This is a genomic window from Mesorhizobium sp. 1B3, from assembly GCF_050958605.1.
Lineage (GTDB): Bacteria > Pseudomonadota > Alphaproteobacteria > Rhizobiales > Rhizobiaceae.
This window is the reverse complement of the sequence record NZ_JBJHDO010000012.1, coordinates 181,389-204,846: the sequence shown is the minus strand read 5'-3', so window position 1 is coordinate 204,846 and position 23,458 is coordinate 181,389. Positions and strand designations below refer to the sequence as shown.

The following is a 23,458-nucleotide window of genomic DNA, read 5'->3' as shown; positions in this document are numbered from 1 at the left end:
GAGATAGCTGGCCATGCAGCCGGACATGTTTTTCGCATTGCTGGTCTACGCCTTGGTGACCTCGATCACACCGGGGCCGAACAACCTGATGCTGCTCGCCTCCGGCGTGAATTTCGGCTTTCGCCGAACAATGCCGCATATGCTTGGGATAGGTGCCGGCTTTCTTCTCCTGCTCCTTGCGGTGGGCTTTGGGCTTGGCGCGCTGCTGGCGGCGTTTCCGGCTCTCCATCTGACGCTGAAGATCGCCGGCGGCGCCTATCTGCTCTATCTGGCCTGGCGCATCGCCATGTCCCGTTCCCTCGGCGACAAGAAGGGCGCGGATGCGCGGCCAATGACGTTCGGTGAGGCGGCCGCGTTCCAATGGGTCAACCCGAAAGCGTGGATGATAGCGATCACCGGCATGGCCGTTTACACCGACCCGCGCGCTCCGCTGGTTTCGATGCTGATCGTTGCTCTTGGTTTTGCGGCCGTCAACCTGCCGAGCGTGTCCACCTGGGCGGCGTTCGGCTCGGCATTGCGCGGCTTTCTGGCCGATCCGACACGGCTCAAATGGTTCAACGTCGCCATGGGCCTGCTGTTGGCCGTCACCCTTTGGCCGATGCTGGGTTAGCTCGCACATCGCGACAAGCTGGTTAAATCTTCGTAAGGTACGGTCTTTCACCCTTTTTTGCCGGCAATCCGCGCTATTTATTGCATGTCGCCCAAAAATGTGCCGTGGTTTTGGGTGAAAGACATGCAAATACAACAGCTTACGCATGCCGCGCAGCTCTCGATCGCGCGACATGCTCTAAGCGACGGCGGTAAATAACTCCATCGAGGTCCGCCGATGCGCCGGGCGAACGTGATTTTGCTGTTCCTGGTGGCCGGGGCGGCTATTGCCGTGAACCATGGCTGGTCCGGAGCAGCGTTGCGCCAATTCGCGGACCGTTCAGGCATGGCCGTCCGACCGGATCCGGCGGATGTGGATGCAGCGCCGGCCGTTTCGGTCGTCACAGCCGTGGCATCGACTGCCGACTTTCCGGTGCGCCGGTATGCGATCGGTTCTGTCCTGTCGCCGGCAGTGGCCGAGATCGGCGCGCGCATTGCCAGCGCGGTTATCGCCATCCCGATCCGGGATGGCCAGATGGTGAAGGCCGGAGACACCCTGTTCCAGCTGGACGACCGCGCACTCAAGGCTCAGCTCGATCGCGATCAGGCCGCCCTCGAAAAGGACCAGGCGCTGCTCGCCAGTGCAAAGGCGGACCTGGAACGGGCGCGCGATCTCGCCGACAAGCAGGCAGGTACGGCGCAGGCCTACGATCAGGCGCTCGCCGCCGAGCGCGGTCTGGAAAGCACGATCAAAGCCGACCATGCCACGGTGGAAGCGGATCAGGTGCAACTCGGATATGCCACCATAGCCGCGCCCATTTCCGGCCGGCTCGGCGCCGTCGCCGTCACCATCGGCGATCTCGTCTCGCCTGTCACCAGCGGCGCGCCGAGATCGCTGGTGACGATCACGCAGATGGATCCGCTCGACGTCGGGTTCAATCTTCCGCAAACGGATCTGCCTCTGCTCAAAAAGGCGCTTGGCGGGCCCGCGGTGGCAAAGGTCGACCTCTATCTCGCCGACCAACAGACGCCGGTGGCGACGGGTTCACTGGATTTCGTCGATTCCTCGGTCGACACCGCCTCGGGCACAGTGGCAATCAAGGCGCGATTCCAGAACAAGGACCTGGCGCTTTGGCCGGGTCAGTACGTCGATGTCGTGCTCGAAGCCGGAGTGATGAGCGGCATGACCTCGATACCGACCGTCGCGGTTCAGTCCGGACAAAAGGGGGCGTTCGTTTACGTCGTGAGAGGCGACGACACGGTCGAGGTCCGCCCGGTCACGGTGGCGCTCGACGAGGGGGGGAATAGTGCCATCAACGCCGGACTGAGCAATGGCGAGCGCGTGGTCGTCGATGGCCAGGCCCATCTGAAGCAGGGGAGCAAGGTTCGATATGACCCGGGAGCCCGGCCCGGGCCAACTGCCACCCAGGCCGGCGACAATCCCGACAAACGGCCATGATATCCGATTTCTGCATCCGCCGTCCTGTCGCCACGCTGCTGATGTCGTTCGCGCTGGTGCTCGGCGGACTGTTCGCCTTGAAGTTCCTTCCCGTGGCAGCCTTGCCTCGCGCCGATTTCCCCGTCGTCAATGTTTCGGCTTCGCTTCCCGGCGCTTCGCCGCAGACCATGGCGAGTTCGGTTGCCACTCCTCTGATCAAGCAATTCGCCACGATTGCTGGAATCGATTCCATCACCACGACCAACTCCCTTGGCTCGACCTCGATCGCCATCCAGTTCGACCTGGACCGCAACATAGATGCGGCGGCGGCCGATGTGCAGGCAGCCATCGCCCGAACCCTGCGGACGTTGCCCCCGGAGATGACGAGCCCACCCAGCTATCGCAAGGTCAATCCGGCAGACGCCCCAATACTGATACTGGCGCTGGTGAGCGACATCGTTCCGCTGACGGATCTCGATGCCCTTGCCGAAAACGTGATTTCACCGTTTCTGTCCACCATCGATGGCGTGGCGCAAGTGGCCATCTTCGGCAGCCAGAAATATGCCGTACGGATCCAGATCGATCCGACCGCGCTTGCCGCACGGGGTATCGCCGTCGACCAGTTGCGCGACGCCATTACGAATGCCAACAGCAACACGCCGCTGGGCACGCTGTCCAACGCGCACCAGCAGCTGACCATCACGACGAATACGGATCTCAAGAACGCATCGGATTTCGCGCAGGTGGTCATCGCCAGCCGTGACGGGCATCCGGTGCGGCTGGGTGACGTCACGCGCGTCATCGATTCCGTCGAAGTGACCAATACCGCGAGCTGGTATGACGGCTCCCGCGCCGTCCTGCTCGCCGTTCAGCGTCAACCCGACGCCAACACGGTGGACGTGGTCGACCGTGTGAAGGCGCTGCTCCCATCGTTCAAGGCCCAAATGCCTGCCGCGGCCGACATCCGGCTGCTCAACGACCGCTCGACATCCATTCGCGCCGCGGTAAGCGACGTAAAACTTACCCTGGCCCTGACCATCGGCCTGGTCGTGATGGTCATCTTTCTGTTCCTGCGTCGGGTAACGGCGACCGTCATACCCGCGGTGGCCGTGCCGATCTCCCTGATCGCGACGCTGGGTATGATGTATCTCTTCCATTTCTCCATCGACAATATCTCGCTGATGGGTCTGACGCTTGCAGTCGGGCTGGTCGTCGACGACGCAATCGTCATGCTGGAGAACATTTATCGGCACATGGAAGAAGACGGCCTGCCGGCGTTCGATGCCGCTTTCAAGGGCGCGCGCGAGATCGGCTTCACCATCATCTCGATCTCGGTGTCGCTCGTGGCGGTGTTCATTCCCGTTCTGCTGATGGGCGGCGTGGTCGGCCGTATCTTCAACGAATTCGCGGTGGTCGTCACGGTTGCCATTTTGGCGTCGATGTTCGTTTCGCTCACGCTGACGCCAATGCTGTGCTCGCGGCTGCTCGGAACACCCAGTCGGGGCCGAAGGGGAGGCGAAGACGACGGATCCTGCCGGGGCCGACTGCTCAAGGCCTATGACCGGCTTTTGTCTCTTTGCCTTCGCCACAGCCTTGCTGTCCTGCTGGTCTTCGTCGCGACTTCGATCATCTCCGTCTGGCTTCTGCAGAGCGCGCCCAAAGGCTTCTTCCCGCAGGAAGACATCGGTCAGCTGAGTGTGTCGACCGAGGCCAGGCAGGACATTTCCTTCGATGCCATGATCAAGCTTCAACAGCAGGTGGCCGAAGTCTTTGCGCAGTCGCCCTATGTCGCCCATGTGGCTTCCTCGGTCGGCGCCGGCGGGGGTGGGGGAGCGAACGCGTTGAACGCTGGCAGGATGTTCGTGGAGCTGAAACCCAGGGATCAGCGTCCGCCGCTCGATACCGTGCTTTCCGACCTCAGGCGCCAGCTCGCCGCTGTGCCCGGCATCGCCACCTTCATGGTTCCAGTGCAGAACCTGAACATCGGCACGCGGGCTTCGAAGAGCCAATATCAATTGGCCGTGCAAGGGCTGGACCATTCCGAGACGAATCTCTGGGCGCAGAAGCTGGCGGATGCCATGAGCGCCGACCGCTCTACGTTCGTCGATGTGGCCACCGATCTGAATTTGAATGCGCTCCAGGCAACCCTCAAGGTCGACCGCGACAAGGCCGCGATGCTGGGTGTGGACGCCGAAACGCTCCGCTCGACGCTTTATGCTGGTTTTGGCTTCGAGCAGGTCTCGACCATCTTCGGTTTGACCGACAGCTATGCCGTGATCATCGAACTCGATCCTCGGATTCCCTGGTCGCCCGAGAGAATGCTGGCGCTGAAGGTACGGACGTCGAATGGCAGCATCGTCCCGATCGGTGCGTTCGCCACCGTCGAGCGCACTGCCGGGCCACTTACCGTCAATCAACTCGGCCAACTTCCGGCGGTGACGATTTCCTACAACCTGCCTCGAGGTGTCGCCCTGGGTAACAGCGTTCGCGAAATCGCGGCACTCAAGGAGAGAATCGGCATTCCGCAGACCATCTCGACCACCTTTGCGGGCACAGCGAAGACATTCCAGAGTTCGCTCGCCAATCAAGGCCTTCTCATCGCCGGGGCGATCCTGACGATCTATGTCGTGCTCGGCATGCTCTACGAAAGTTTTATCCACCCGTTGACGATCCTGACAGGACTCCCGTCGGCGGTGCTTGGAGCGCTGGTGGCTTTGCGATTCGCTGGCCTCGATCTTTCGGTCATCGCGGTGATCGGAATTCTGATGCTGATCGGAATCGTCAAGAAGAACGGGATCATGATGATCGACGTGGCGCTGATGCTTCGGCGCCAGGGCAGGGAACCGGTCGAGGCTATTCATCGAGCCTGTTTGATACGTTTTCGTCCGATCATGATGACCACGCTTGCCGCGCTGATGGGCACGATCCCCATCGCGATGGGAGCGGGCGCCAGCGCCGAGCTGCGCCAGCCACTCGGTATTGCCGTGGTCGGCGGGCTGCTCCTGTCACAGGCGCTGACCCTGTTCATCACCCCGGTCATCTATTTGTATATGGAACAGTTTTCCCACTGGCTGTTGCGCTTCGGACGTCCGAAAGGGGGAAGCAATCCCGCGGATTTCGCCCAAAGCAGCCGTGATCGGCGGCGGGGGACGAGTTCAGCCTAAATGATTTTGCCGAGGAACGGAACTATTTGAAGATCCATGCTTTTGCGTCGTGCATGGAACGTTGCACGGTCTGATGGTTGTACGGATTGTTCTTATTGTCTTAGGCCTCGTTGTCTTGGGCGGCGCGGCTTTCGCAGCTTTTGCCTGGAGATCAGAGATAGAGCCGATCTCTGGGGAGACGGCGGAATTCGGCGCCGATCTCCTCGAACGCGGCGCACAGTTGGCGGCTGTAGGCAATTGCATCGCGTGCCACACAGTTCCGGGAGAGAAGGCGTTTGCAGGCGGATTGCCGCTTCCGACACCATTTGGAACGATCTATTCCACCAACATCACACCCGATCCCGAGACGGGGATTGGGCGATGGTCGGAGGAGGCGTTCCGGCGGGCGATGCGCGAAGGGGTCGACCGCGAGGGTCGGCATCTCTATCCGGCCTTTCCCTACGATCATTTCACTCGCGTCACCGACGAGGACAATCGCGCCCTCTACGCCTATCTGATGACACGCGAACCTGTTCGTGCCGAGCCGCGCCAGAACGATCTGGTCTTCCCGCTCGGTTTCCGCCCCCTGCTTGCCGGGTGGAAGTTCCTGTTCCTCGATAAAGGGCCGCACCAGCCCGTCGCGGAACAGAGCGCGGAATGGAATCGTGGCGCCTATCTCGCCGAAGGCCTCGGTCATTGCGGCGCCTGCCACACACCGCGCAATGCGCTTGGCGCCGCGGATTCCAGCCGCCATTTCGGGGGAGGCGAGGCTGAAGGCTGGATCGCCTACGCGATCAACGAGAGCTCGCCGGCACCGATACCATGGAATGAGGACAGCCTGGCCTTCTACCTGCGCAATGGCTGGCACGAACTGCATGGCGTGTCGCGAGGCCCGATGGCCGAGGTCACCGGCAATCTGGGCGGGTTGCCCGACAGCGACATCGAGGCGATCGCCATCTATGTCGCCTCGATCATGGGCGAACCGTCCGACCAGCGCCGCGCCGAGGCCGACCGGTTGTTGGAGGAGGTCCGAAGCGACGCCGCGAAATCCGGAGACGTGGTCCAGGCCGTCGATAGCGTGGTACAGCCGCAGGGCAGCGATATCCATGGCGAAGGCGCGGCGATCTACGCGGCAGCTTGCGCCACATGCCACGAGTCCGATCGACCTCTTCCCTTTGGAGGACTCGACTTCCGATTGAGCACGGCCGTCAATGCCGCCAGCCCGCAGAACATAGTCAACGTAACTCTCTTCGGCCTGCCGCCCGCCGACGGCGAGGCGAGTTCCGTCATGCCTGGCTTCGCCGGTGCTCTCGATGACCGTCAGGTCGGTGAACTGCTCGCCTACATGCGGGCACGCTTTTCCGGAAGGGAAGCATGGGACGGTGTCGAGGAGATGGTCCGGGCCACGCGCAGTGGGGATTACCCGGTCACCATACGTCCATCCGACGGTATCGAGAGGGCGCCGACCAATGTTGGCGCGGAGTACTGACATGGCTATTTCATTGACGGTCAACGGAAGCAAACAGGAAACCAATTCCGACCCTTCCACCCCTTTGCTCTACGTGCTGCGCGACGATTTCGGGCTCAACGGCGCGAAATATGGCTGTGGCCTCGGCCAATGCGGCTCCTGCACCGTAATGGTCGACGGCGCAGCCGTCCTGTCCTGTGTGACGCCCCTGCTGGCGGTTCAAGGCAGGACGGTCACGACGATCGAGGGGCTTGGCACTGCAGAGCAGCCGGGTCCGATGCAGGAGGCCTTCATCGAACTCCAGGCAGCGCAATGCGGCTACTGTATTCCTGGAATGATGATGGCGGCGCAGGCGCTGCTTCAAAAAAACGCATCGCCGACGGACGCCGAAATCCGGCAGGCGCTGGCTTTCAACCTCTGCCGATGCGGCACCCATATGCGCATTCTCGCCTCGATCCACCGTGCCGCAGAGCTGATGAAGTCGGCCGCCAGCGGTCAGACGGAAGGGAGCGCAGGATGAGTAGTGCCTTCGAACCGAGCCGGCGCAGCCTCCTCAAGGGTACGGGCGCGCTGGTCGTGTCGTTTTCGCTCCCACGGAAGGGTTCCGCACAGGAGACGCAGCAACCGGCGCCGCTTTCCGATACGCCGACGAAGCGGCCTGGCAGCCTGGAAGACACGCCCTTTCTCGATGCCTGGATCAGGATCGATGCCGAGGGGAAGATCACGGTCTTCACGGGGAAGGCGGAGCTCGGACAAGGCATTCGCACGGCTATACTCCAGGTCGCCGCGGAAGAACTCGATGTCGAGCCCGGAATCATCGAGCTGGTGACCGCGGATACCGGGCGCACCCCCGACGAGGGATTCACGGCCGGGAGCCAATCCATGCAGAACAGCGCGACGGCAGTTCGTCACGCAGCAGCGCAGACGAGAGCGCTCCTGTTCGAAGAAGCGGGTCGGCGGCTCGGCGTGCCCGTGGATGGACTGAAAGCCGAGAATGGGAGCATCTCGACAAGCGACGGACAGTCGGCGCGCTATGGAGAGCTTGTCGCCGGACTTGACCTTCACGTCGAGGCGAGCACGAGTTCGCCGCTCAAACCGCCGGATGCCCATCGCCAGATCGGGAAAAGCCTCGCGCGGGTGGACATCCCGGCCAAGGTCACTGGTGGTATTGCCTATGTCCACGACCTCCGGCTCGAAGGCATGCTGCATGCCCGCGTGGTGCGACCGCCGAGCTACGACGCGAAGCTACGGGACGTAGACGGCAGTGGGGTCGAAGCAATGCCCGGTGTCGTTGCGGTGATCCGGGACGGCAATTTCCTCGCCGTTGCAGCCGAGAAGGAATTTCAGGCCATCAGCGCGATGCGCGCTCTGGCGAGAGCCGCGCAATGGGACGAGACCGAAACGCTTCCCGACCAGGAAAATCTGCCGACAGCATTGCGCGCCCTGGAACGCGAGGTCGGCACGGTTGCCGAGGCAGGTACGCTCGATCTCTCGGGCGACAGGTTCGAGGCGACTTTCACCCGTCCCTACCAGATCCACGGCTCGATCGGGCCTTCCTGCGCGGTTGCGCATATGGACGAGCGCGAGGGAATGAGGGTCTGGTCGCATACACAAGGCGTGTATCCGAACCGCGAGGCCGTCGCCGAGATGTTGGCCCTGCCGATCGAGCGCGTCCGCGTCGTCCATATGGAGGGCTCGGGATGCTATGGGCAGAACGGAGCCGATGATGCGGCAGGCGACGCTGCCCTGATCGCTTCGAAATTGCCGGGACGCCCCGTACGCGTCCAATGGATGCGCGAGCAGGAGCATGCATGGGAGCCGTTTGGGCCGGGCATGGTGATGTCGGTTGCGGCCGAACTTGGCAGTGACGGCCTGATCAGCGACTGGACCTACGACGTTTGGAGCAACATCCACTCCACTCGCCCGGGAGGCGCAGCCGCACTTCTCGCGGCGCGCCACAAGGCCGAGGGCTTCACTCCGAAAACCCCGGAGCTCAAGATCAGCCCCGCCGGCAGTGGCGACCGCAACGCGAATCCGCTCTACGTCATACCCAATAAGCGCGTGCTTTGGCATTTTCTCCCCGACATGCCGCTGCGCGTCTCGGCGCTCCGGGCGTTGGGCGCATATGCCAATGTCTTCGCGATCGAAAGTACAATCGACGAGCTGGCGATCCGGGCCGGGGTAGATCCTGTCGATTTCCGGCTGCGTCATCTCGACGATCAGCGCGCCCGGGACGTCGTCGAGCGCGCAGCCAGCGCGTTCGGCTGGGCGAACGGGTCCTTGCCGCGTGGTCGCGGCAAGGGTTTCGCGTTCGCCAGATACAAGAACCTGGCCGCTTATCTGGCGCTTGCGGTCGAGGTCGAGGTCGAACCGGCGACCGGCCGTGCGCGCGTCGTCCGCGCTGCGGCGGCTATCGACAGTGGCGAAGCAGTGAATCCCGACGGGATTCACAACCAGGTCCAAGGCGGCATTCTTCAGGCGGCCAGTTGGACATTGTACGAGCAGGTGACGTTCGACCGCACGCGCATCACCAGCGTCGACTGGTCGAGCTACCCTATTCTGCGCTTTGCGAGCGTTCCCGATTCCGTGCAGGTGGAGGTCATCGATCGCCCTGGAGAGCCCTTCCTCGGCACGGGCGAAGCCGCGCAGGGTCCGACGGCGGGGGCGGTGGCAAATGCCGTGCGCAACGCCATTGGCGCCAGGCTCTACGACCTGCCGCTGACGCATTCGCGCATAAAGGAGGCGTTTCGCGCGTCAGCCACCTGATTGCCTCGGCTCTTAGCGGCACCGCCAATCGGTTCTGCCTTGGCAGGCGCGCGGCGTCCAATGATGGTAGTGCACCTGCCTGCATGGAGCACACTGGTCAAAATCCTTGCCCTTTCCGAAAGAATCCTGTCTGTCGGTGTGATGGAATTCTCTCCGCAGCAGGATGACGCACTGAAGGCTGTGGCGCGGTGGCTGAAGGCTGGCCGCCCCCAGGTCTTCCGCCTGTTCGGTTATGCCGGGACCGGAAAGACGACATTGGCGCGACACTTCGCCGAACATGTCGACGGACAGGTGCAATTCGCCGCATTCACCGGCAAAGCCGCCCAGGTGCTGCGTTCCAAGGGGGCGACCAATGCACGCACCATCCATTCCCTGATCTATCGGCCGCGGGGCGAAGAGGCTGTCGAGGACGAGGTCACCGGCAAAACCTCGATGTCGCCGACCTTCGCTCTCAACCGCCAGAGCCCGATCGCCAAGGCCAAGCTCGTCATCATCGATGAATGTTCCATGGTCGACGAGCCACTCGGCCGTGACCTGCTGTCGTTCGGCACGCCTATCCTGGTTCTCGGCGACCCCGGACAGTTGCCGCCTATCTCGGGAGGCGGTTTCTTCACCGAGCACGAACCGGATTTCCTGCTCACCGAAATCCATCGGCAGGCCCGCGACAACCCGATCATCCAGCTGGCGCTCGACGTGCGCGAGGGCCGCGAGTTCATGCGCGGCGACTACGGCACTGCTCAGGTGATCGGCCGGGAGCAGGTCAATCAGGATCTGGTCCTGGCTGCCGACCAGGTCCTGGTCGGAACGAACCGCACGCGGCGTCGATACAATGGCCGGCTGCGCGAACTCAAGGGTTTCACGGCCGACTATCCGCAAGCCGGCGACAAGCTCGTCTGCTTGCGCAACGATCCGAACAAGGGCCTGTTGAACGGCTCCTTGTGGAAGGTGATGAGCTCATCCCGCGAGACGGTGAAGCCAGGCATCAATCTGCTCGTTTCGCCGGAAGAGGACGATCCCGATCGCGGCATCGCCAAGATCAAGCTGCTGAAGGCGGCCTTCGAAGACCCCGAGGCCGAAATTCCGTGGAACACGAAGAAGCGCTTCGACGATTTCGACTACGGCTATGCGCTTACCGTGCACAAGGCCCAAGGCTCCCAATGGGATGACGTCGTGCTGTTCGACGAGAGCTTCGCGTTCAAGGATACGCGCCAACGATGGCTCTATACCGCGATCACGCGGGCGGCCAAGCGCCTGACCGTCGTGCGCTGAGCTCCTTTACCTGATGATCGGTTGCCCCCCGATCCATTCCCATGCGGCAGATTCATCCTTCATGCCGAAGTGCCGGACATCGATCGACATGAAGGGCGCGAAAACGCCGACCGCCAGCCGCATCCAGGCCGGCCCGCCGACCACCGCATATTTGCGGATATGACGCAACGCCTGCGATTTGGCGCCGACGATGGATTCGTCGAGCGCGGCATTCCAGTCGAAGCCTTCATAGTCGCTGATGCGGACAAGCAGGTCGATCTTTTCGTGCTCCTCATAGGCCGCCTGGAGCAACCCATAAGCGTTCTCCAGATCGGCCGCCGTAAATCTTCCGACGACCTCGAGTGCGCAAAGGTCGTTCCGATCGGTGTCGATGCGGCGGATTGCGGGGAGGGGATCCATAGTTTGCATCTTAAGGGGTGTCCCGAACTCGGCGTGAATTCCACTTGGAACACAAAAATCTCCTGTGTGTTCCCGTTCCACGCGCTATAGGTTCGCCAGCACCTCCGCCCGGCATTCCGGCGTCTAAGCGAGAATAACATGCCAGCAAAGCTTTCCGTAAACCTCAATGCCGCCGCCATGCTGAGAAACCGGCGCGATCTGCCCTGGCCGAGCGTCACCGGAATCGGCCGCATCGCCCTCGCGGCCGGGGCGCACGGGCTGACAGTTCATCCGCGGCCGGACGAGAGGCACACGCGTCATTCCGATCTGCCGGATATCCGCGCCCTGATCGATGACGAGTTCCCTCAGGCAGAATTCAACATAGAAGGGTATCCGACCGAGGATTTCCTGCGCCTGGTCGAGAAGAACCAGCCAGAGCAGGTGACATTGGTGCCCGACGATCCGGCGCAGGCGACGTCCGACCATGGCTGGGATTTTCGCGCCCAGGCGGCGTTCCTGACGCCGATCGTCAAGCGGTTGAAGAAGGGCGGCTTCCGCGTCTCGCTGTTCTCCGATCCCGACCCGGAGGGCGTGGCAGCTGCCTGCGACACCGGAGCAGATCGGATCGAACTTTACACAGGACCCTATGGGAGCTTCCATGACGCTCCCGCCAAGGCCGCGAGCGAACTGGAGAAACTCGGCAGAACGGCCGATGCGGCAAGGGCCGCGGGCCTGGAGGTCAATGCCGGCCATGATCTGACCGTGGCAAATCTGCCCGCGCTTGCGAAGCGCATCCCGGACCTGGCCGAGGTGTCGATCGGCCATGGCCTGACGGCCGACGCGTTGGAACATGGCATGGCCGGTACCGTGACGCGGTTCCTGAAGGCCTGCGGCTGGTAGATTGGCGGCCGTCATCTCAGCATCCATGGTCTTGGCAATTACTGCCGCGCTGGCACCCCCCTCTGTCCTGCCGGACATCTCCCCCTCAAGGGGGGAGATTGGCAGATTCGATGTCGGCGCCTCTTCGGCCCACGTCAATGATGAGCGGACCATACGTGACAGGCAATCTCCCCCCTTGAGGGGGAGATGGCCGGCAGGCCAGAGGGGGGTGCTGCGTGGGGGATGCGGTCATCGTGGCATTAGAGAAACACGTTGAGTGCGCCCGGCCCGAACAGGGCGGGCGATCCTGGGCTCGCGCCGCTATAATCCCGGCAGGATTGTCTTGCCAGGAGGGGGGCGAAGGCTATTTCTTTGCTCACGGGGAAAGCATAGCGGAAACTTGAATGGCGCAAGCCGGGCTTGCTTTTGCATCACAACAGGACTATCGGACCCCGCCCGTTAACGTGAAGTGGGTTTTCCATGGCCGAAGCCGGAGCAGGCAGTCAGGCTGATACCGGAAGCCAGGCTGCAACGGATTCGTCGCAACCGCTCGAAGGCCCTGCGCGACAGCGGCTCGGCGTTCTGATGCTGGGTGCCTTGGGTGTCGTGTTCGGCGACATCGGAACGAGCCCGATCTACGCTTTCCGTGAGGCGCTTCGTGTCTCGTCCGGCGGCAATATTGCGACGCGCGAGGAGATCTTCGGCGTATTGTCGCTGATCGTCTGGGCGCTCACCGTGATCGTCACGATCAAATATGTCGTTTTCGTCCTTAGGGCCGACAACAGGGGCGAAGGCGGGACGCTTTCCCTCATGGCGCTCGCTCGGGGCAGCTTCCCGACGCGTCCGGCCGCGATCCTGGCGCTCGGCATATGCGGGGCGGCCTTGTTCTTCGGCGACGCCATCATCACGCCCGCGATCTCCGTTTTGTCGGCCGTGGAAGGTCTCGAAGTGGTGACGCCGGCCTTCGATCCCTATGTGGTGCCGGCAACGCTCTTGATCCTTGCGGTGCTCTTCGCCGTGCAGCGTTTCGGCACGGCTGGCGTCGCTTCCGTATTCGGGCCGGTGACACTTGTCTGGTTTCTTGCCCTGGGCGGTTTCGGACTCCTCCACATATTCGACGATCCCTCCATCGTGCTGGCCGTGAACCCGCTTTACGCGGTGTCCTACCTTTCGGCCCAGCCCCAGATCGCCTTCGTCACGATCGGCGCGATCTTCCTGGCAGTGACCGGCGCTGAAGCCCTTTATGTCGACCTCGGCCATTTCGGCCGACGGCCGATCGTAATGGCTTGGCTCGCCCTCGTTTTTCCATGCCTGCTGCTGAACTATTTCGGGCAGGGCGCCTATGTGTTGTCGCATGGCGGCGTGCCGCATAACCCGTTTTTCGAGATGCTTCCGCCCTGGGCGCTGCTACCCATGGTGGGGCTCGCGACCGCGGCGACGGTGATCGCCAGCCAGGCGGTCATCTCCGGCGCCTATTCGCTGACGCGTCAGGCCGTGCAGCTCAACCTTCTGCCGCGCATCCAAATCCAGCATACGTCGGAAACCCAGCTCGGCCAGATCTATATGCCGCGGGTCAATTTCCTGCTGGCGCTGGGCGTCATGCTGCTCGTGGTCGGGTTCGGAGAGTCCGGTGCCCTCGCTTCCGCCTACGGCATCTCGGTCACCGGCGAGATGGTGGTGACCACAGCCCTGCTGTTCGTCGTGATGGTGCGGCTGTGGAAGTGGAACATCGCCGTTGCAATCGGACTTGCTGCGCTCTTCGGTATCATCGACCTCGGCTTCTTCGTTTCAAATGCCGTGAAGGTGCTCGACGGGGGCTGGGTTTCAATCGGCGTCGCCATCATCATGGGCGTGATCATGGCGACTTGGGTAAGGGGCAGCCGCTTCCTGTTCGAGAAAACCAGGAAAAACGAGATCCCGCTCGATTTCCTGGCTGCCCAGATGTCCAAGAAGCCGCCGCAACTCGTGCCGGGAACGGCTGTGTTTCTCACCAGCGACCCGCTGAGCGCGCCGACCGCGCTGATGCACTCGCTGAAGCATTACAAGGTGTTGCACGAGCACAATGTCATCCTCTCGGTCGTGACGGCGCAGCAGCCGGTCGTTCCCAACAGCGAGCGAGCGAAGATGGAGCCGATAAACGACCTGTTCATGCGGGTTAAGCTGACTTTCGGCTACATGGAGCAGCCGCACATACCGAGCGCTCTCGCCATCTGTCGTAAACAAGGCTGGAAGTTCGACATCATGACGACATCCTTCTTCCTGTCGCGTCGCTCTCTTAAGGCCTCGCCCAATTCAGGAATGCCCCTTTGGCAGGACCGGCTCTTCATCGGATTGGCGCGAACGGCCGCCGACGCCACGGAATATTTCCAGATCCCGACGGGCCGCGTCGTCGAGATCGGCACGCAGGTGGCGATCTGACACGACGCCAGGCGGTTGTGCGGCGTCGCCCACGCGCTTCCAGGATATCTGCTGCTCACTGGCAGTGAAATTCCATCCTCGCACTTGCGAGGCACCGAAAAATACGCGATAACCGAACCGTAACGTACGGTACGGCTTCGGGCCTGCCAGATGGATGAGCGGCGACCCGTGCAGGAAGCCTTGGAAAAGTACATGGAGGAGCCATCGGCGCGTCAGCAGGACGTGCTCGATGCCACGCTCGCGCTGATGGTAGAGGAAGGTGACCGTATCACCATGACCGCCGTAGCCCGGCGCGCCAGTTGCTCCAAGGAAACGCTCTACAAATGGTTCGGCGATCGCGACGGGCTTTTGACTGCGACGGTCCGCTGGCAGGCATCCAAGGTGCGGGTCGCGCCCGTGGATCGGGCGCGCCTCGACTTGGCGTCGCTGACCGCGAGTCTCGAGCAGTTCGCCGAAAATTGGCTCTCCGTCATCTCGAGCGCCACTTCCATCGCGCTCAACCGCCTGGCAGTCAGCCATGCTGGCTCGGGCCGAACCAATCTCGGCGCGATCGTGCTCGAGAACGGCCGTTTCGCCATGGGGCGGCGCCTCAAGCCGGTGCTGGATGCCGGCCGCGACGCCGGGCTGCTTCGCTTCGGCGACACGGAAACGGCATTTCGCACTTTCTTCGGCCTCGTTGCTAGGGACGTGCAGATCCGGTTGCTGCTCGGCGACCGGTTGACAATGACTGCGGAGGAGATCGGCCGCGATGCGGCCCTTGCAACGAAGCAGTTCCTCGCTCTTTTCGGAGCAAACGCCGGGCCGGCGGATACCGGCCTCTGATCAAACTAGGAAGGAAGCACCAGGATGCGTGTCTATTACGATCGCGACGCCGATCTCAATCTCATCAAGGGCAAGAAGGTCGCCATCATCGGTTATGGCAGCCAGGGCAGGGCGCATGCGCTGAATCTCAAGGATTCCGGTGTGAAGGAAATCGCGATCGGCCTCAAGGCCGGATCGCCCACCGCCAAGAAGGTCGAGGCCGACGGCCTCAAGGTCATGTCCGTGGCCGAGGTCGCGAAATGGGCCGACCTGATGATGATGGCGACGCCGGACGAACTCCAGGCCGACATCTACAAGAACGAGATCGCCCCCAACATCCGCGACGGAGCGGCGATCGCTTTTGCGCACGGCCTCAACGTTCATTTCGGCCTGATCGAGCCGAAGGCGAGTGTCGACGTGCTGATGGTCGCACCGAAGGGCCCGGGCCATACCGTGCGCGGCGAATATCAGAAGGGCGGCGGCGTGCCGTGCCTGGTCGCGGTTCATCAGGATCCCTCCGGCAATGCGCTCGACCTTGCGCTCTCCTATGCCTGCGGTGTCGGCGGCGGCCGCTCCGGCATCATCGAGACGAATTTCCGCGAGGAATGCGAGACCGATCTGTTCGGCGAGCAGGTCGTGCTCTGCGGCGGCCTGGTCGAGCTGATCCGCGCCGGCTTCGAGACGCTGGTGGAAGCCGGCTACGCTCCGGAAATGGCTTATTTCGAGTGCTTGCACGAGGTGAAGCTGATCGTCGACCTCATCTACGAGGGCGGCATCGCCAACATGAACTACTCGATCTCCAACACGGCCGAGTGGGGCGAATACGTCTCCGGCCCACGTATCATCACCGCCGAGACCAAGGCCGAGATGAAGCGCGTGCTGAAGGATATCCAGACCGGCAAGTTCACCTCGGAATGGATGCAGGAGTACCGTTCGGGCCTGGCTCGCTTCAAGGGTATCCGCCGCATGAACGACAGCCATCAGATCGAGCAGGTCGGCGAGAAGCTGCGCGGTATGATGCCGTGGATCGCCAAGAACAAGCTCGTGGACAAGGCGAAGAACTAAGGGCGACGAAGCCAATATTACGTCTTGGTTCGTGAGGGTCACGAATGGCCCCTCACTGTCCTGCCGGACATCTCTCCCCGCTTGCGGGGAGAGAGTTGCCGGCCGCGCGGATCTCGCCAATCGCAAACGCCTGTGACTGGCGAAAGTGGTGATGACAGCGTCCTTCTCCCCGTTTACGGGGAGAAGTGGCCGGCAGGCCGATGAGGGGCCCGCTCAGACGATCAATCCGTGCCGGAATGCCCCCCAAAACATGCCTTTACCGTCGGTGCCTTGGCCTGCAGCGCTGACGCGACTTGTCGGCCCGCAGCCTCACCCATAGTGCCAGTGTGGCTTCGCCTCCGTTCCAGTGAACATGACGCCGAGCCGCTCGCCCCTGCGCCAGCGCAGCTCGCATTTATAGGCGATGCCGTCGACGGGGATATAGAGTAGGAATTCCTGGGGCACGCGGGAATCGGCAGCGACTTTCAGCTCCGCGCCGTTGCGGTGCTGGTTGCGGACCGTGCATTTGACTTCGGATGCGGCAACGCCGCTCAGGATCGATGCGCCCTTGAGGACACGTTGCCTGTGCTCGTCCCTGTTTTCGTTTTCGGTCGGGATAGACATTTCCTGAACTCCGAAGCGATACGCCCGACTCCTTACAGGCACAAAAGCAAAAGTCGATTAACGGAGCTGAAAAGCTGACACGCCCACGGCGGCCGGGCGGCTACGTGGTTCCATCATGCGGCTCGTGTCATGATGGCGATTTCGCGCCTGCGTTGAACGTGCATTGCTTTTGGCGGGAGTTGCGGGCAAAGCTCCCGCCCATGTCGCTTCGGATCGCTACCTTCAATGTCGAAAACCTCATGCGCCGGTTCGATTTCTCGGGCTTTCGCAATCAGCTCAACCAGGACCGGACCCTCTCGCTGTTCGAGATCAAGAGCGAGGCGGAATACCGGCAGCTCGAGCAGGCCCGCGCCATTGCCCATGCCGACGACACAAGACAACTGACGGCGCTTGCCATTGCCGACAGTCGCGCCGACATCATCTGCCTGCAGGAGGTCGACAATCTGGAGGCGCTGAAGGCCTTTGAATACGGCTACCTCTTCAAGATGGTCGGGGAGGGCTACCGCAACAAATACACCTCGACCGGCAATGACAGCCGCGGCATCGACGTGGCGGTGATGATGCGCGAGGAAACGAGCCACGGGCAGCCGATCGAGTTTGTGCGCATGACGAGCCACGCCCACGTCACCTACGAGCAATTCGGTCTGCACACGCCCGAACTCGCCGCCCTGGGCAACGAAGCGTTCGAGCGCATCTTCCGCCGCGATTGCCTGGAGATCGACGTGCGTGTCGGCGGCAAGCCGCTCACGATCTACTGCGTGCATTTCAAATCGATGGGCAGCGCCCGCAACGGCATTCCCGGCCGGGACTCGTCCATGCCGATCCGCATCGCCGAGGCCAAGGCGGTTCGCCGGATCATAGAGGATCGGTTCGGGAGCGATCATGCGGCCGGCAAGCGTTGGGTGATCTGCGGCGACCTGAACGACTACCGTCAGCGAGTCACGATAGGAGGGGACAGGCACGCCGGTTATCGCTTCACTGTCGTCGACGAAACGACGTCCAGTCTCGACGTGCTGCTTGCCGACGGATTTTGCGAGAATGTCGTCGAGCGGCGCCCGGAAATGGACCGCTGGACGCTTTATCACACGCGCGGCCCTGAGGAGCGGCATCTCTGCCAATTGGACTATATCCTGCTGTCCCCGGCGCTGGCACGCCAGAACCAAGGGGCTGTTCCGGACATTGTGCGTGGGGGCCAACCCTGGCGGACGATCTTCCCGGCCGGACAGGAGGCCGAACGGTATCCGCGCGTCGGCTGGGACCGGCCCAAGGCTTCCGACCACTGCCCTGTTGCCGTTTCCCTCGACATCGTGTGAGCTTCCCCGTGTTCGATCTGCCTCGCGACCGCATCTGTTCCGTCGACACGGTGAATGTCCGCCTGGTACCCGATCCGCATCCGTTCGAAACGCAAAACCTCACGGCAATCGAGGAGAACTGGCGTGCGGAGAAAGCGGGCAACCCTGCCTTGTTCGACGGCACGACGGTGTTGCTGTCGGCGCTTTCCTATGACGGCAGGAATCTGGACGGGTGTTGTCACGCCATTCGCTTCGCCACCTTCATGCATTGGCGGCGTCATCGTTCGACAAGCGCGGAACACGCTTTCGCCCACGCCATGCTGGTCGCGGCCGACAACGCGCTGGTTGCGATTAGAATGGGCCCGCACACGGCCAATCCGGGTCGCGTCTATTTTGCGGCCGGTTCCTTCGAGCCCAAGGATTTCCCCGGAGGAGAAGCCGATCTTCATCTCAACATGGCGCGGGAAGTGAAGGAGGAGACCGGGATTTCGATCGACCATGCCGCGCGCGAGGACCGGCAGTATTTCATATCGCTCGCAACCGGGACGGTCATCTTCCGCCGTTACTTCCTCGATCAGGACGCCGATACGGTCGCAGCCCGCATCCGGCAATTCATTGCCGGCGAGGAGGAGCCGGAGATCGAAGAACCTGTCGTCATCCGCAATGCCCGGGACATCCCCGACAAGCTCATCTCGCACATGGCGCCGCTGATCGACTGGCACTTCGCCAACCCGCCGAAGCACTAGCCAACTCACGTAAAAGTTACACGTGGGACCGTGCTGCACGAAATAGTCTTCGCTCCAAGCAAAGCAAACGGGGAGACTCCGATGAATTCGATTGGTGCGTCGCGCAGGGATTTGATGATCGGCGCCGGAGCGCTCACGGCTGGCGCCATGCTTGGTGCGCGGCTTTCTACCGGCAGTGCGCATGCCCAGCCAGCGCAGGCTGGCCAGGCTCCGGGGTTCTATCGCTACAAAATCGGGGATCTCATCGTCACGGCCATCAATGACGGCTTCGCCACCCGGCCTATAGAAGGCTTCATCAAGAACGCGGAAATGGCGGACGTTCAGAAGGCGATGGAAGCAGCCTTCCTTCCGAAGGACGCGCTGAACATCACCTTCACCACTCTCGCAATCCAGGACGGTGACAAGCTGACGCTGATCGACACCGGCAACGGCGATTCCGGCGCGCCCACCACGGGCACCTGGATGGCCAACTTTGAGGCCGCGGGTTTCGATCCTGCCGATGTCTCGACCGTGATCTTCAGCCATTTCCATGGTGACCACATCAACGGTTTCCGTCTGAAAGACGGCACGGCCGTGTTTCCCAATGCCCAGGTTCTGGTGCCCGAGGCGGAATGGGCGTTCTGGATGGATGATGCCAACATGAGCGCGGCATCCGAACAGGCCAAGGGCGCATTCCAGAACGTGCGCCGTGTGTTCGGACCGATTGCCGACAAGGTCGAGCGTTTTGGGCCAGAGAAGGAGGTCGTTCCGGGGATCACGACGATAGCGGCGCCCGGGCATACGCCAGGCCATACGGCGTTCGCGTTGTCGTCCGGCGAAGGAGCGCTGATGGCCATGTCGGATACGACCAATCATCCCGCTCTTTTCGTCCGCAATCCTGATTGGACCGCCGTATTCGACATGGATGGGCCGCTGGCTATCGAAACGCGGCGCAAGCTGCTCGACCGGGCCGCTGAAGATCGCATGCAGGTAGCATTCTACCATGCGCCATTTCCCGCCACGGGTCATATCGCGAAGGACGGAAGCGGCTTCCAGCTTGTACCGGTGCAATGGAGCGCGGCACCTTGAGCGCCTGAGTCGGCGTCCTCTAGAGCACCCCTCATCCGACCGCTTCGCGGCCACCTTCTCCCACAAGGGGAGAAGATGGAGCGTAGCACGAGCGCAACTGCCAATCGCAAACGCTGGCGATTGGCGTGAGCGTTGCGGCCGGTCTTCCCTTCTCCCCTTGTGGGAGAAGGTGGCCGCGAAGCGGTCGGATTAGAGGTGCTCCAGAGAGCCTGGAAGGACGTGAGGTCATTCGTGCCTCAGCGCCTCGATCGGGTCGAGCCGGGCGCCGCGGAGTGCCGGGAAGAACCCGAACACCATGCCGATCAGCGCGGAGAAGCCCACGGCGAGCAGGACAATGGCGAGGCTCGGGCTGAACGGGATCGCGAGCGTGAGGCTGGCGAGGCCGGCCAGGCCGAGGCCAAGCGCGATGCCGATCAGCCCTCCGAGCAAGGAAAGCACCGTGGCCTCGACCAGGAACTGCACGAGGATGTGGCGTTCCTGCGCGCCGATGGCCAGCCTGATGCCGATCTCGCGCGTACGTTCCGTGACGGAGACCAGCATGATGTTCATGATGCCGATGCCGCCGACCAGCAGGCTGACGGCTGCGACCGCCCCGAGCATGCCGGTCATCACATTCGTCGCGCTGGCCATGGCCTCCGCCACCTGGGTCATGTCGCGCACCGAGAAATCGTCTTCGCGATCTGGCGCGATGCGCCTGGTGTCGCGCAAAATGTTCTCGATGCGCTCCTGAACCACGGATGTCGGCGTGGCGTCGTCGGCCGAGACATAGATGTTCTCGATGTCGCGGTTGCCCATCACCCGGCGCTGGAAGGCCGACAGCGGCATCAGGACGACATTGTCCTGGTCCTGGCCGAAACCAGAGAAGCCCTTGGATTCCAGGACGCCGATGACCTTGCAGCTCATCCTGCCCACTCGTATGGTCATGTCCTCCGGATCGCCCGCGCCGAAAAACTGTTGCCGAACCGTTTCACCCAGCAGGCAGACGCCGGTCCCGCCGCGCACTTCCGATTCGGTGAAGGCCCGGCCGGAAGCGACCTTCCAGTCACGCGCATCGAAATAACCGGTGTCCGTGCCGGTGACGGAAACCGTCAGGCTTTCCGTGCCGTAGACGACACGCAAGGTCTTCTGGGACGCTGCGGAGATCGCGCGCGCGCCGTCGAGATTCTGCGTAAGCGCGTCAACTTCCTTGTGCTCGAGGGCTCTGATGGCCCGCTCGGGCGGAGAACCCGGCTGCGGCGGGCGGCCGGCGCGGACAACCAGGAGGTTGCTGCCCAGCTTCGAGATGTCGGCCTTCACCTTCTCCGTGGTGCCGCTGCCGATGGTGATCATGGCGATGACGGCGGCGACGCCGATCACGATGCCGAGCAATGTCAGGATCGAGCGCAGCATGTTGCGGCGCACCGACGTCAGGGCGAGCTTCACCGTTTCGTAAAGCATCACGCCGCCTCGGAGTTGAACTCGTCGGACTCGACATGGCCATCGAGGAAGCGGACCGTGCGGTCCCCATAGGCCGCGATGTCGGGTTCGTGCGTGACCATGACGACGGTCAGATCGAGATCGCGGTTGAGGCCGGTGAGCAGGTCCATGATCTCATGGCTGCGCGTCGTGTCGAGATTGCCGGTCGGCTCGTCGGCGACGAGCAGGGTGGGTCTCGTCACGATGGCCCTGGCGATCGCCACGCGTTGCTGTTGGCCACCGGACAACTCGGCCGGAGTGTGACCGGCACGGCCGGCGAGCCCGACCTGGTCGAGCGCCTCGAGGGCGCGCTTGCGCCGCTCCACCGCGCCGACGCCCCGATAGATCAGCGGCAATTCGACATTCTCGACCGCAGTCGTGCGGGCAAGCAGGTTGTAGCCCTGAAAGACGAAGCCGATATAGAGATTGCGTAGCAGTGCGCGGCGGCCGCGATCGAGCGTTCCCGCATCGATGCCCTGGAAGCCGTGGCGTCCGGCGGTCGGCGTGTCCAGGCAGCCGATGATATTCATTGCCGTCGACTTGCCCGAGCCCGACGGGCCCATGATGGCGACGAATTCGCCGCGGCCGATCGCCAGATCCACACCGGCCAGCGCATGCACCCTGGCATCGCCTTCGCCATAGGTCTTCCAGACCTTGTCAAAGGTGACCAGCGGTTCAGCCGCGCTCATTGGCCTCGCCCTGCAGGTGTGTCGCCGACGATCACCTGGTCGCCTGGTTCGAGGCCGGACACGATCTCCGTCAGTTCGCCGTCGGTCGATCCTGTCCGGACACGCACGGGCTTGGGTTGGCCATTCTCCAGCACGTAGAGGGTGCGCATGCCGTCGGGTGCGGTATCGCGCGGGCGTTGGCCCATGCCACGCCGCATGCGAGGCATGAAAAGGCTTTGCAGGCTCCAACCCGAGCGAGTGTCGGCGACCGTCGGGCGGTAGCGGAAGGCCGCGCTCGGAACGGTGATGACGTCCTTCGCCTCCTTGGTGATGACGGAAACAGTGGCGGTCATGCCCGGCCGCAGGAGCAGTTCCTGGTTTTCGACGTCGAGCCGGGCATCGTAGGTCACGACCCCGTCGGTCGTGACCGAGGCATAGGCGATGTCGCGAATGTCGGCGTCGAAGGTGCGCCCGGGAAAGGCGTCGACGGTGAAACTCGCCTTCTGGCCAGGTTTGACTGTGCCGATATCGGCCTCGTCGATGGCGGCTTTCAGCTCCATCTTGGCCAGATCCGCCGCGATAACGAATAGAACTGGCGCCTGAAACGACGAGGCGACCGTCTGGCCGGGATCGACCGAGCGGGTCAGGACGACGCCGTCGATCGGCGCGTAGATGGTACTTTTCGAGAGGTCTGCTTGCTGCAGCTTCAACTCGGCGGCGGCGATGGCGAGATTGGCTTCGGCACTCAACACGGCGCTGGCCGCCCGATCGCGCGCCGCTGTCGCCGTATCGAGCGCCTGGGTCGTCGCCATGCCGCGAGCCGTGAGCTGCTGGGTGCGTGTGAAGCTCTGCTCGGTTTCATGCAATGTCGTGCGCGCATCGGCCAGCTTCGCTTCCGCCGCCTTCACGGAAGCCTCGCTACGCTCGACCTGGGCGGTAATTCTGGCCGTATCCAGGGCGGCCAGGACATCACCCCTGGCGACGTGCTGATTTTCCGTCACGGCGACGGATCGGACGACGCCCGAAAGTTCGCTGGATATGTCGACCTGGATCAGCGGCTGCAGCGTGCCGGTGGCCGAGACCTCGACAGTCAGATCGCCGCGCTCGGCCGGCACCGTGGCGAAGCTCGGGCCCGGCGCCGGAGCGCCGAAAGAGCGGTAGCCGCCATAGATCGCGCTGGCGGCAATGAGCGCCGCCAAGACGTAGAGACCAAGCCGGCGGCGCCTAGGGCCGCGCGCCTTGGGGTCGAGTGCGAGAGCCGCCTCGATTGGCGGGGTGTTCTCCACCCGCGGCCGATTGACAATTTGGTCCATTGCGGACCTCTCCCAAAATGCGCTCTAAAGAGTCCCTACACATGCCAGATCATATGTGTGGCCGCCGATTTCAAATTAAATTTCGCTCATGTTTTCTTTG

19 protein-coding genes are annotated in these 23,458 nt (G+C 62.8%); 14 read left to right on the top strand and 5 right to left on the bottom strand.

Annotated features, from left to right (window positions below; translation table 11 throughout):
* The first annotated feature begins 13 nt into the window (after positions 1-13).
* The 7 genes from ACCO56_RS26875 to ACCO56_RS26845 all read left to right on the top strand — a co-directional run bounded on the left by ACCO56_RS26875 (position 14) and on the right by ACCO56_RS26845 (position 10,672).
* Positions 14-610 (top strand): LysE family translocator, encoded by a 597-nt coding sequence (locus ACCO56_RS26875; protein WP_433643978.1) that lies wholly within the window; start codon positions 14-16, stop codon positions 608-610.
* A 216-nt stretch (positions 611-826) separates the two neighbouring features.
* The gene (locus tag ACCO56_RS26870; protein WP_433643977.1) at positions 827-2,047 is read left to right on the top strand and encodes an efflux RND transporter periplasmic adaptor subunit; all 1,221 of its coding nucleotides are present in this window, start codon (positions 827-829) and stop codon (positions 2,045-2,047) included.
* Positions 2,044-5,190, top strand: a complete 3,147-nt coding sequence (locus ACCO56_RS26865) for an efflux RND transporter permease subunit (RefSeq protein ID WP_433643976.1) — start codon at positions 2,044-2,046, stop codon at positions 5,188-5,190. Before ACCO56_RS26870 ends, ACCO56_RS26865 begins: the two co-directional genes overlap by 4 nt.
* A 70-nt stretch (positions 5,191-5,260) precedes the next feature.
* Complete coding sequence (locus ACCO56_RS26860) at positions 5,261-6,658, top strand: cytochrome c (protein WP_433643998.1); 1,398 nt, start codon at positions 5,261-5,263, stop codon at positions 6,656-6,658.
* A gap of 1 nt (position 6,659) precedes the next feature.
* Positions 6,660-7,157, top strand: coding sequence for a (2Fe-2S)-binding protein (locus ACCO56_RS26855; RefSeq protein ID WP_433643975.1), 498 nt, complete (start codon positions 6,660-6,662; stop codon positions 7,155-7,157).
* A complete protein-coding gene (locus ACCO56_RS26850; RefSeq protein WP_433643974.1) occupies positions 7,154-9,403 on the top strand; it encodes a molybdopterin cofactor-binding domain-containing protein in 2,250 nt (749 codons plus the stop codon). Before ACCO56_RS26855 ends, ACCO56_RS26850 begins: the two co-directional genes overlap by 4 nt.
* A 141-nt stretch (positions 9,404-9,544) precedes the next feature.
* Complete coding sequence (locus tag ACCO56_RS26845; protein ID WP_433643997.1) at positions 9,545-10,672, top strand: ATP-dependent DNA helicase; 1,128 nt, start codon at positions 9,545-9,547, stop codon at positions 10,670-10,672.
* A 6-nt stretch (positions 10,673-10,678) separates the two neighbouring features.
* On the opposite strand, the gene ACCO56_RS26840 is transcribed toward ACCO56_RS26845, so the two are convergent.
* On the bottom strand, positions 10,679-11,071 hold the full coding sequence (locus tag ACCO56_RS26840; RefSeq protein ID WP_433643973.1) for an STAS/SEC14 domain-containing protein: 393 nt from the start codon (positions 11,069-11,071) through the stop codon (positions 10,679-10,681).
* A gap of 138 nt (positions 11,072-11,209) precedes the next feature.
* Here ACCO56_RS26840 and ACCO56_RS26835 point away from each other — a divergent pair, with 138 nt between their 5' ends.
* The 4 genes from ACCO56_RS26835 to ilvC all read left to right on the top strand — a co-directional run bounded on the left by ACCO56_RS26835 (position 11,210) and on the right by ilvC (position 16,213).
* Positions 11,210-11,950 (top strand): pyridoxine 5'-phosphate synthase, encoded by a 741-nt coding sequence (locus ACCO56_RS26835; protein WP_433643972.1) that lies wholly within the window; start codon positions 11,210-11,212, stop codon positions 11,948-11,950.
* A gap of 459 nt (positions 11,951-12,409) precedes the next feature.
* Positions 12,410-14,347: a potassium transporter Kup gene (locus ACCO56_RS26830; protein WP_433643971.1), complete on the top strand. Its 1,938-nt coding sequence runs from the start codon at positions 12,410-12,412 to the stop codon at positions 14,345-14,347.
* Between the two features lie 192 nt (positions 14,348-14,539).
* Complete coding sequence (locus ACCO56_RS26825) at positions 14,540-15,169, top strand: TetR/AcrR family transcriptional regulator (RefSeq protein ID WP_433643970.1); 630 nt, start codon at positions 14,540-14,542, stop codon at positions 15,167-15,169.
* Positions 15,170-15,193: 24 nt separating this feature from the next.
* Positions 15,194-16,213, top strand: coding sequence for a ketol-acid reductoisomerase (gene ilvC, locus ACCO56_RS26820; protein ID WP_433643969.1), 1,020 nt, complete (start codon positions 15,194-15,196; stop codon positions 16,211-16,213).
* A 309-nt stretch (positions 16,214-16,522) separates the two neighbouring features.
* Here ilvC and ACCO56_RS26815 read toward each other — a convergent pair whose 3' ends face one another.
* The gene (locus ACCO56_RS26815) at positions 16,523-16,816 is read right to left on the bottom strand and encodes a PilZ domain-containing protein (protein ID WP_433643968.1); all 294 of its coding nucleotides are present in this window, start codon (positions 16,814-16,816) and stop codon (positions 16,523-16,525) included.
* Positions 16,817-17,016: 200 nt separating this feature from the next.
* On the opposite strand from ACCO56_RS26815, the gene ACCO56_RS26810 reads away from it, so the two are divergent.
* From ACCO56_RS26810 to ACCO56_RS26800, 3 genes are all read left to right on the top strand, one after another.
* A complete protein-coding gene (locus ACCO56_RS26810; protein ID WP_433643967.1) occupies positions 17,017-18,129 on the top strand; it encodes an endonuclease/exonuclease/phosphatase family protein in 1,113 nt (370 codons plus the stop codon).
* Positions 18,130-18,137: 8 nt separating this feature from the next.
* Positions 18,138-18,854, top strand: coding sequence for a hypothetical protein (locus ACCO56_RS26805; RefSeq protein WP_433643966.1), 717 nt, complete (start codon positions 18,138-18,140; stop codon positions 18,852-18,854).
* An 81-nt stretch (positions 18,855-18,935) separates the two neighbouring features.
* Positions 18,936-19,922 carry an MBL fold metallo-hydrolase gene (locus ACCO56_RS26800; RefSeq protein ID WP_433643965.1) on the top strand — a complete coding sequence of 329 codons (987 nt, stop codon included), beginning with the start codon at positions 18,936-18,938 and terminating at the stop codon, positions 19,920-19,922.
* Between the two features lie 225 nt (positions 19,923-20,147).
* Here the strand turns inward: ACCO56_RS26800 and ACCO56_RS26795 are convergent, their stop codons facing one another.
* Genes ACCO56_RS26795 through ACCO56_RS26785 form a run of 3 tightly spaced genes read right to left on the bottom strand, consistent with a single transcriptional unit; the run spans position 20,148 to position 23,358 of the window.
* Positions 20,148-21,359 (bottom strand): ABC transporter permease, encoded by a 1,212-nt coding sequence (locus ACCO56_RS26795; protein WP_433643964.1) that lies wholly within the window; start codon positions 21,357-21,359, stop codon positions 20,148-20,150.
* Positions 21,359-22,066, bottom strand: coding sequence for an ABC transporter ATP-binding protein (locus ACCO56_RS26790; protein ID WP_433643963.1), 708 nt, complete (start codon positions 22,064-22,066; stop codon positions 21,359-21,361). The genes ACCO56_RS26795 and ACCO56_RS26790 overlap by 1 nt, the downstream gene beginning before the upstream one ends.
* Entirely contained in the window at positions 22,063-23,358 is a 1,296-nt protein-coding gene (locus ACCO56_RS26785; RefSeq protein ID WP_433643962.1) for an efflux RND transporter periplasmic adaptor subunit, read from the bottom strand. The genes ACCO56_RS26790 and ACCO56_RS26785 overlap by 4 nt, the downstream gene beginning before the upstream one ends.
* Positions 23,359-23,458: the final 100 nt, after the last annotated feature.

Bases quoted from the DNA above. Each gene is read 5' to 3' on its own strand.
- ACCO56_RS26875 (WP_433643978.1), top strand. From the start codon at position 14: ATGCAGCCGGACATGTTTTTCGCATTGCTGGTCTACGCCTTGGTGACC.
- ACCO56_RS26870 (WP_433643977.1), top strand. From the start codon at position 827: ATGCGCCGGGCGAACGTGATTTTGCTGTTCCTGGTGGCCGGGGCGGCT.
- ACCO56_RS26865 (WP_433643976.1), top strand. From the start codon at position 2,044: ATGATATCCGATTTCTGCATCCGCCGTCCTGTCGCCACGCTGCTGATG.
- ACCO56_RS26855 (WP_433643975.1), top strand. From the start codon at position 6,660: ATGGCTATTTCATTGACGGTCAACGGAAGCAAACAGGAAACCAATTCC.
- ACCO56_RS26850 (WP_433643974.1), top strand. From the start codon at position 7,154: ATGAGTAGTGCCTTCGAACCGAGCCGGCGCAGCCTCCTCAAGGGTACG.
- ACCO56_RS26845 (WP_433643997.1), top strand. From the start codon at position 9,545: ATGGAATTCTCTCCGCAGCAGGATGACGCACTGAAGGCTGTGGCGCGG.
- ACCO56_RS26840 (WP_433643973.1), bottom strand. From the start codon at position 11,071: ATGGATCCCCTCCCCGCAATCCGCCGCATCGACACCGATCGGAACGAC.
- ACCO56_RS26835 (WP_433643972.1), top strand. From the start codon at position 11,210: ATGCCAGCAAAGCTTTCCGTAAACCTCAATGCCGCCGCCATGCTGAGA.
- ACCO56_RS26830 (WP_433643971.1), top strand. From the start codon at position 12,410: ATGGCCGAAGCCGGAGCAGGCAGTCAGGCTGATACCGGAAGCCAGGCT.
- ACCO56_RS26825 (WP_433643970.1), top strand. From the start codon at position 14,540: ATGGAGGAGCCATCGGCGCGTCAGCAGGACGTGCTCGATGCCACGCTC.
- ilvC (WP_433643969.1), top strand. From the start codon at position 15,194: ATGCGTGTCTATTACGATCGCGACGCCGATCTCAATCTCATCAAGGGC.
- ACCO56_RS26815 (WP_433643968.1), bottom strand. From the start codon at position 16,816: ATGTCTATCCCGACCGAAAACGAAAACAGGGACGAGCACAGGCAACGT.
- ACCO56_RS26810 (WP_433643967.1), top strand. From the start codon at position 17,017: ATGTCGCTTCGGATCGCTACCTTCAATGTCGAAAACCTCATGCGCCGG.
- ACCO56_RS26800 (WP_433643965.1), top strand. From the start codon at position 18,936: ATGAATTCGATTGGTGCGTCGCGCAGGGATTTGATGATCGGCGCCGGA.
- ACCO56_RS26795 (WP_433643964.1), bottom strand. From the start codon at position 21,359: ATGCTTTACGAAACGGTGAAGCTCGCCCTGACGTCGGTGCGCCGCAAC.
- ACCO56_RS26790 (WP_433643963.1), bottom strand. From the start codon at position 22,066: ATGAGCGCGGCTGAACCGCTGGTCACCTTTGACAAGGTCTGGAAGACC.
- ACCO56_RS26785 (WP_433643962.1), bottom strand. From the start codon at position 23,358: ATGGACCAAATTGTCAATCGGCCGCGGGTGGAGAACACCCCGCCAATC.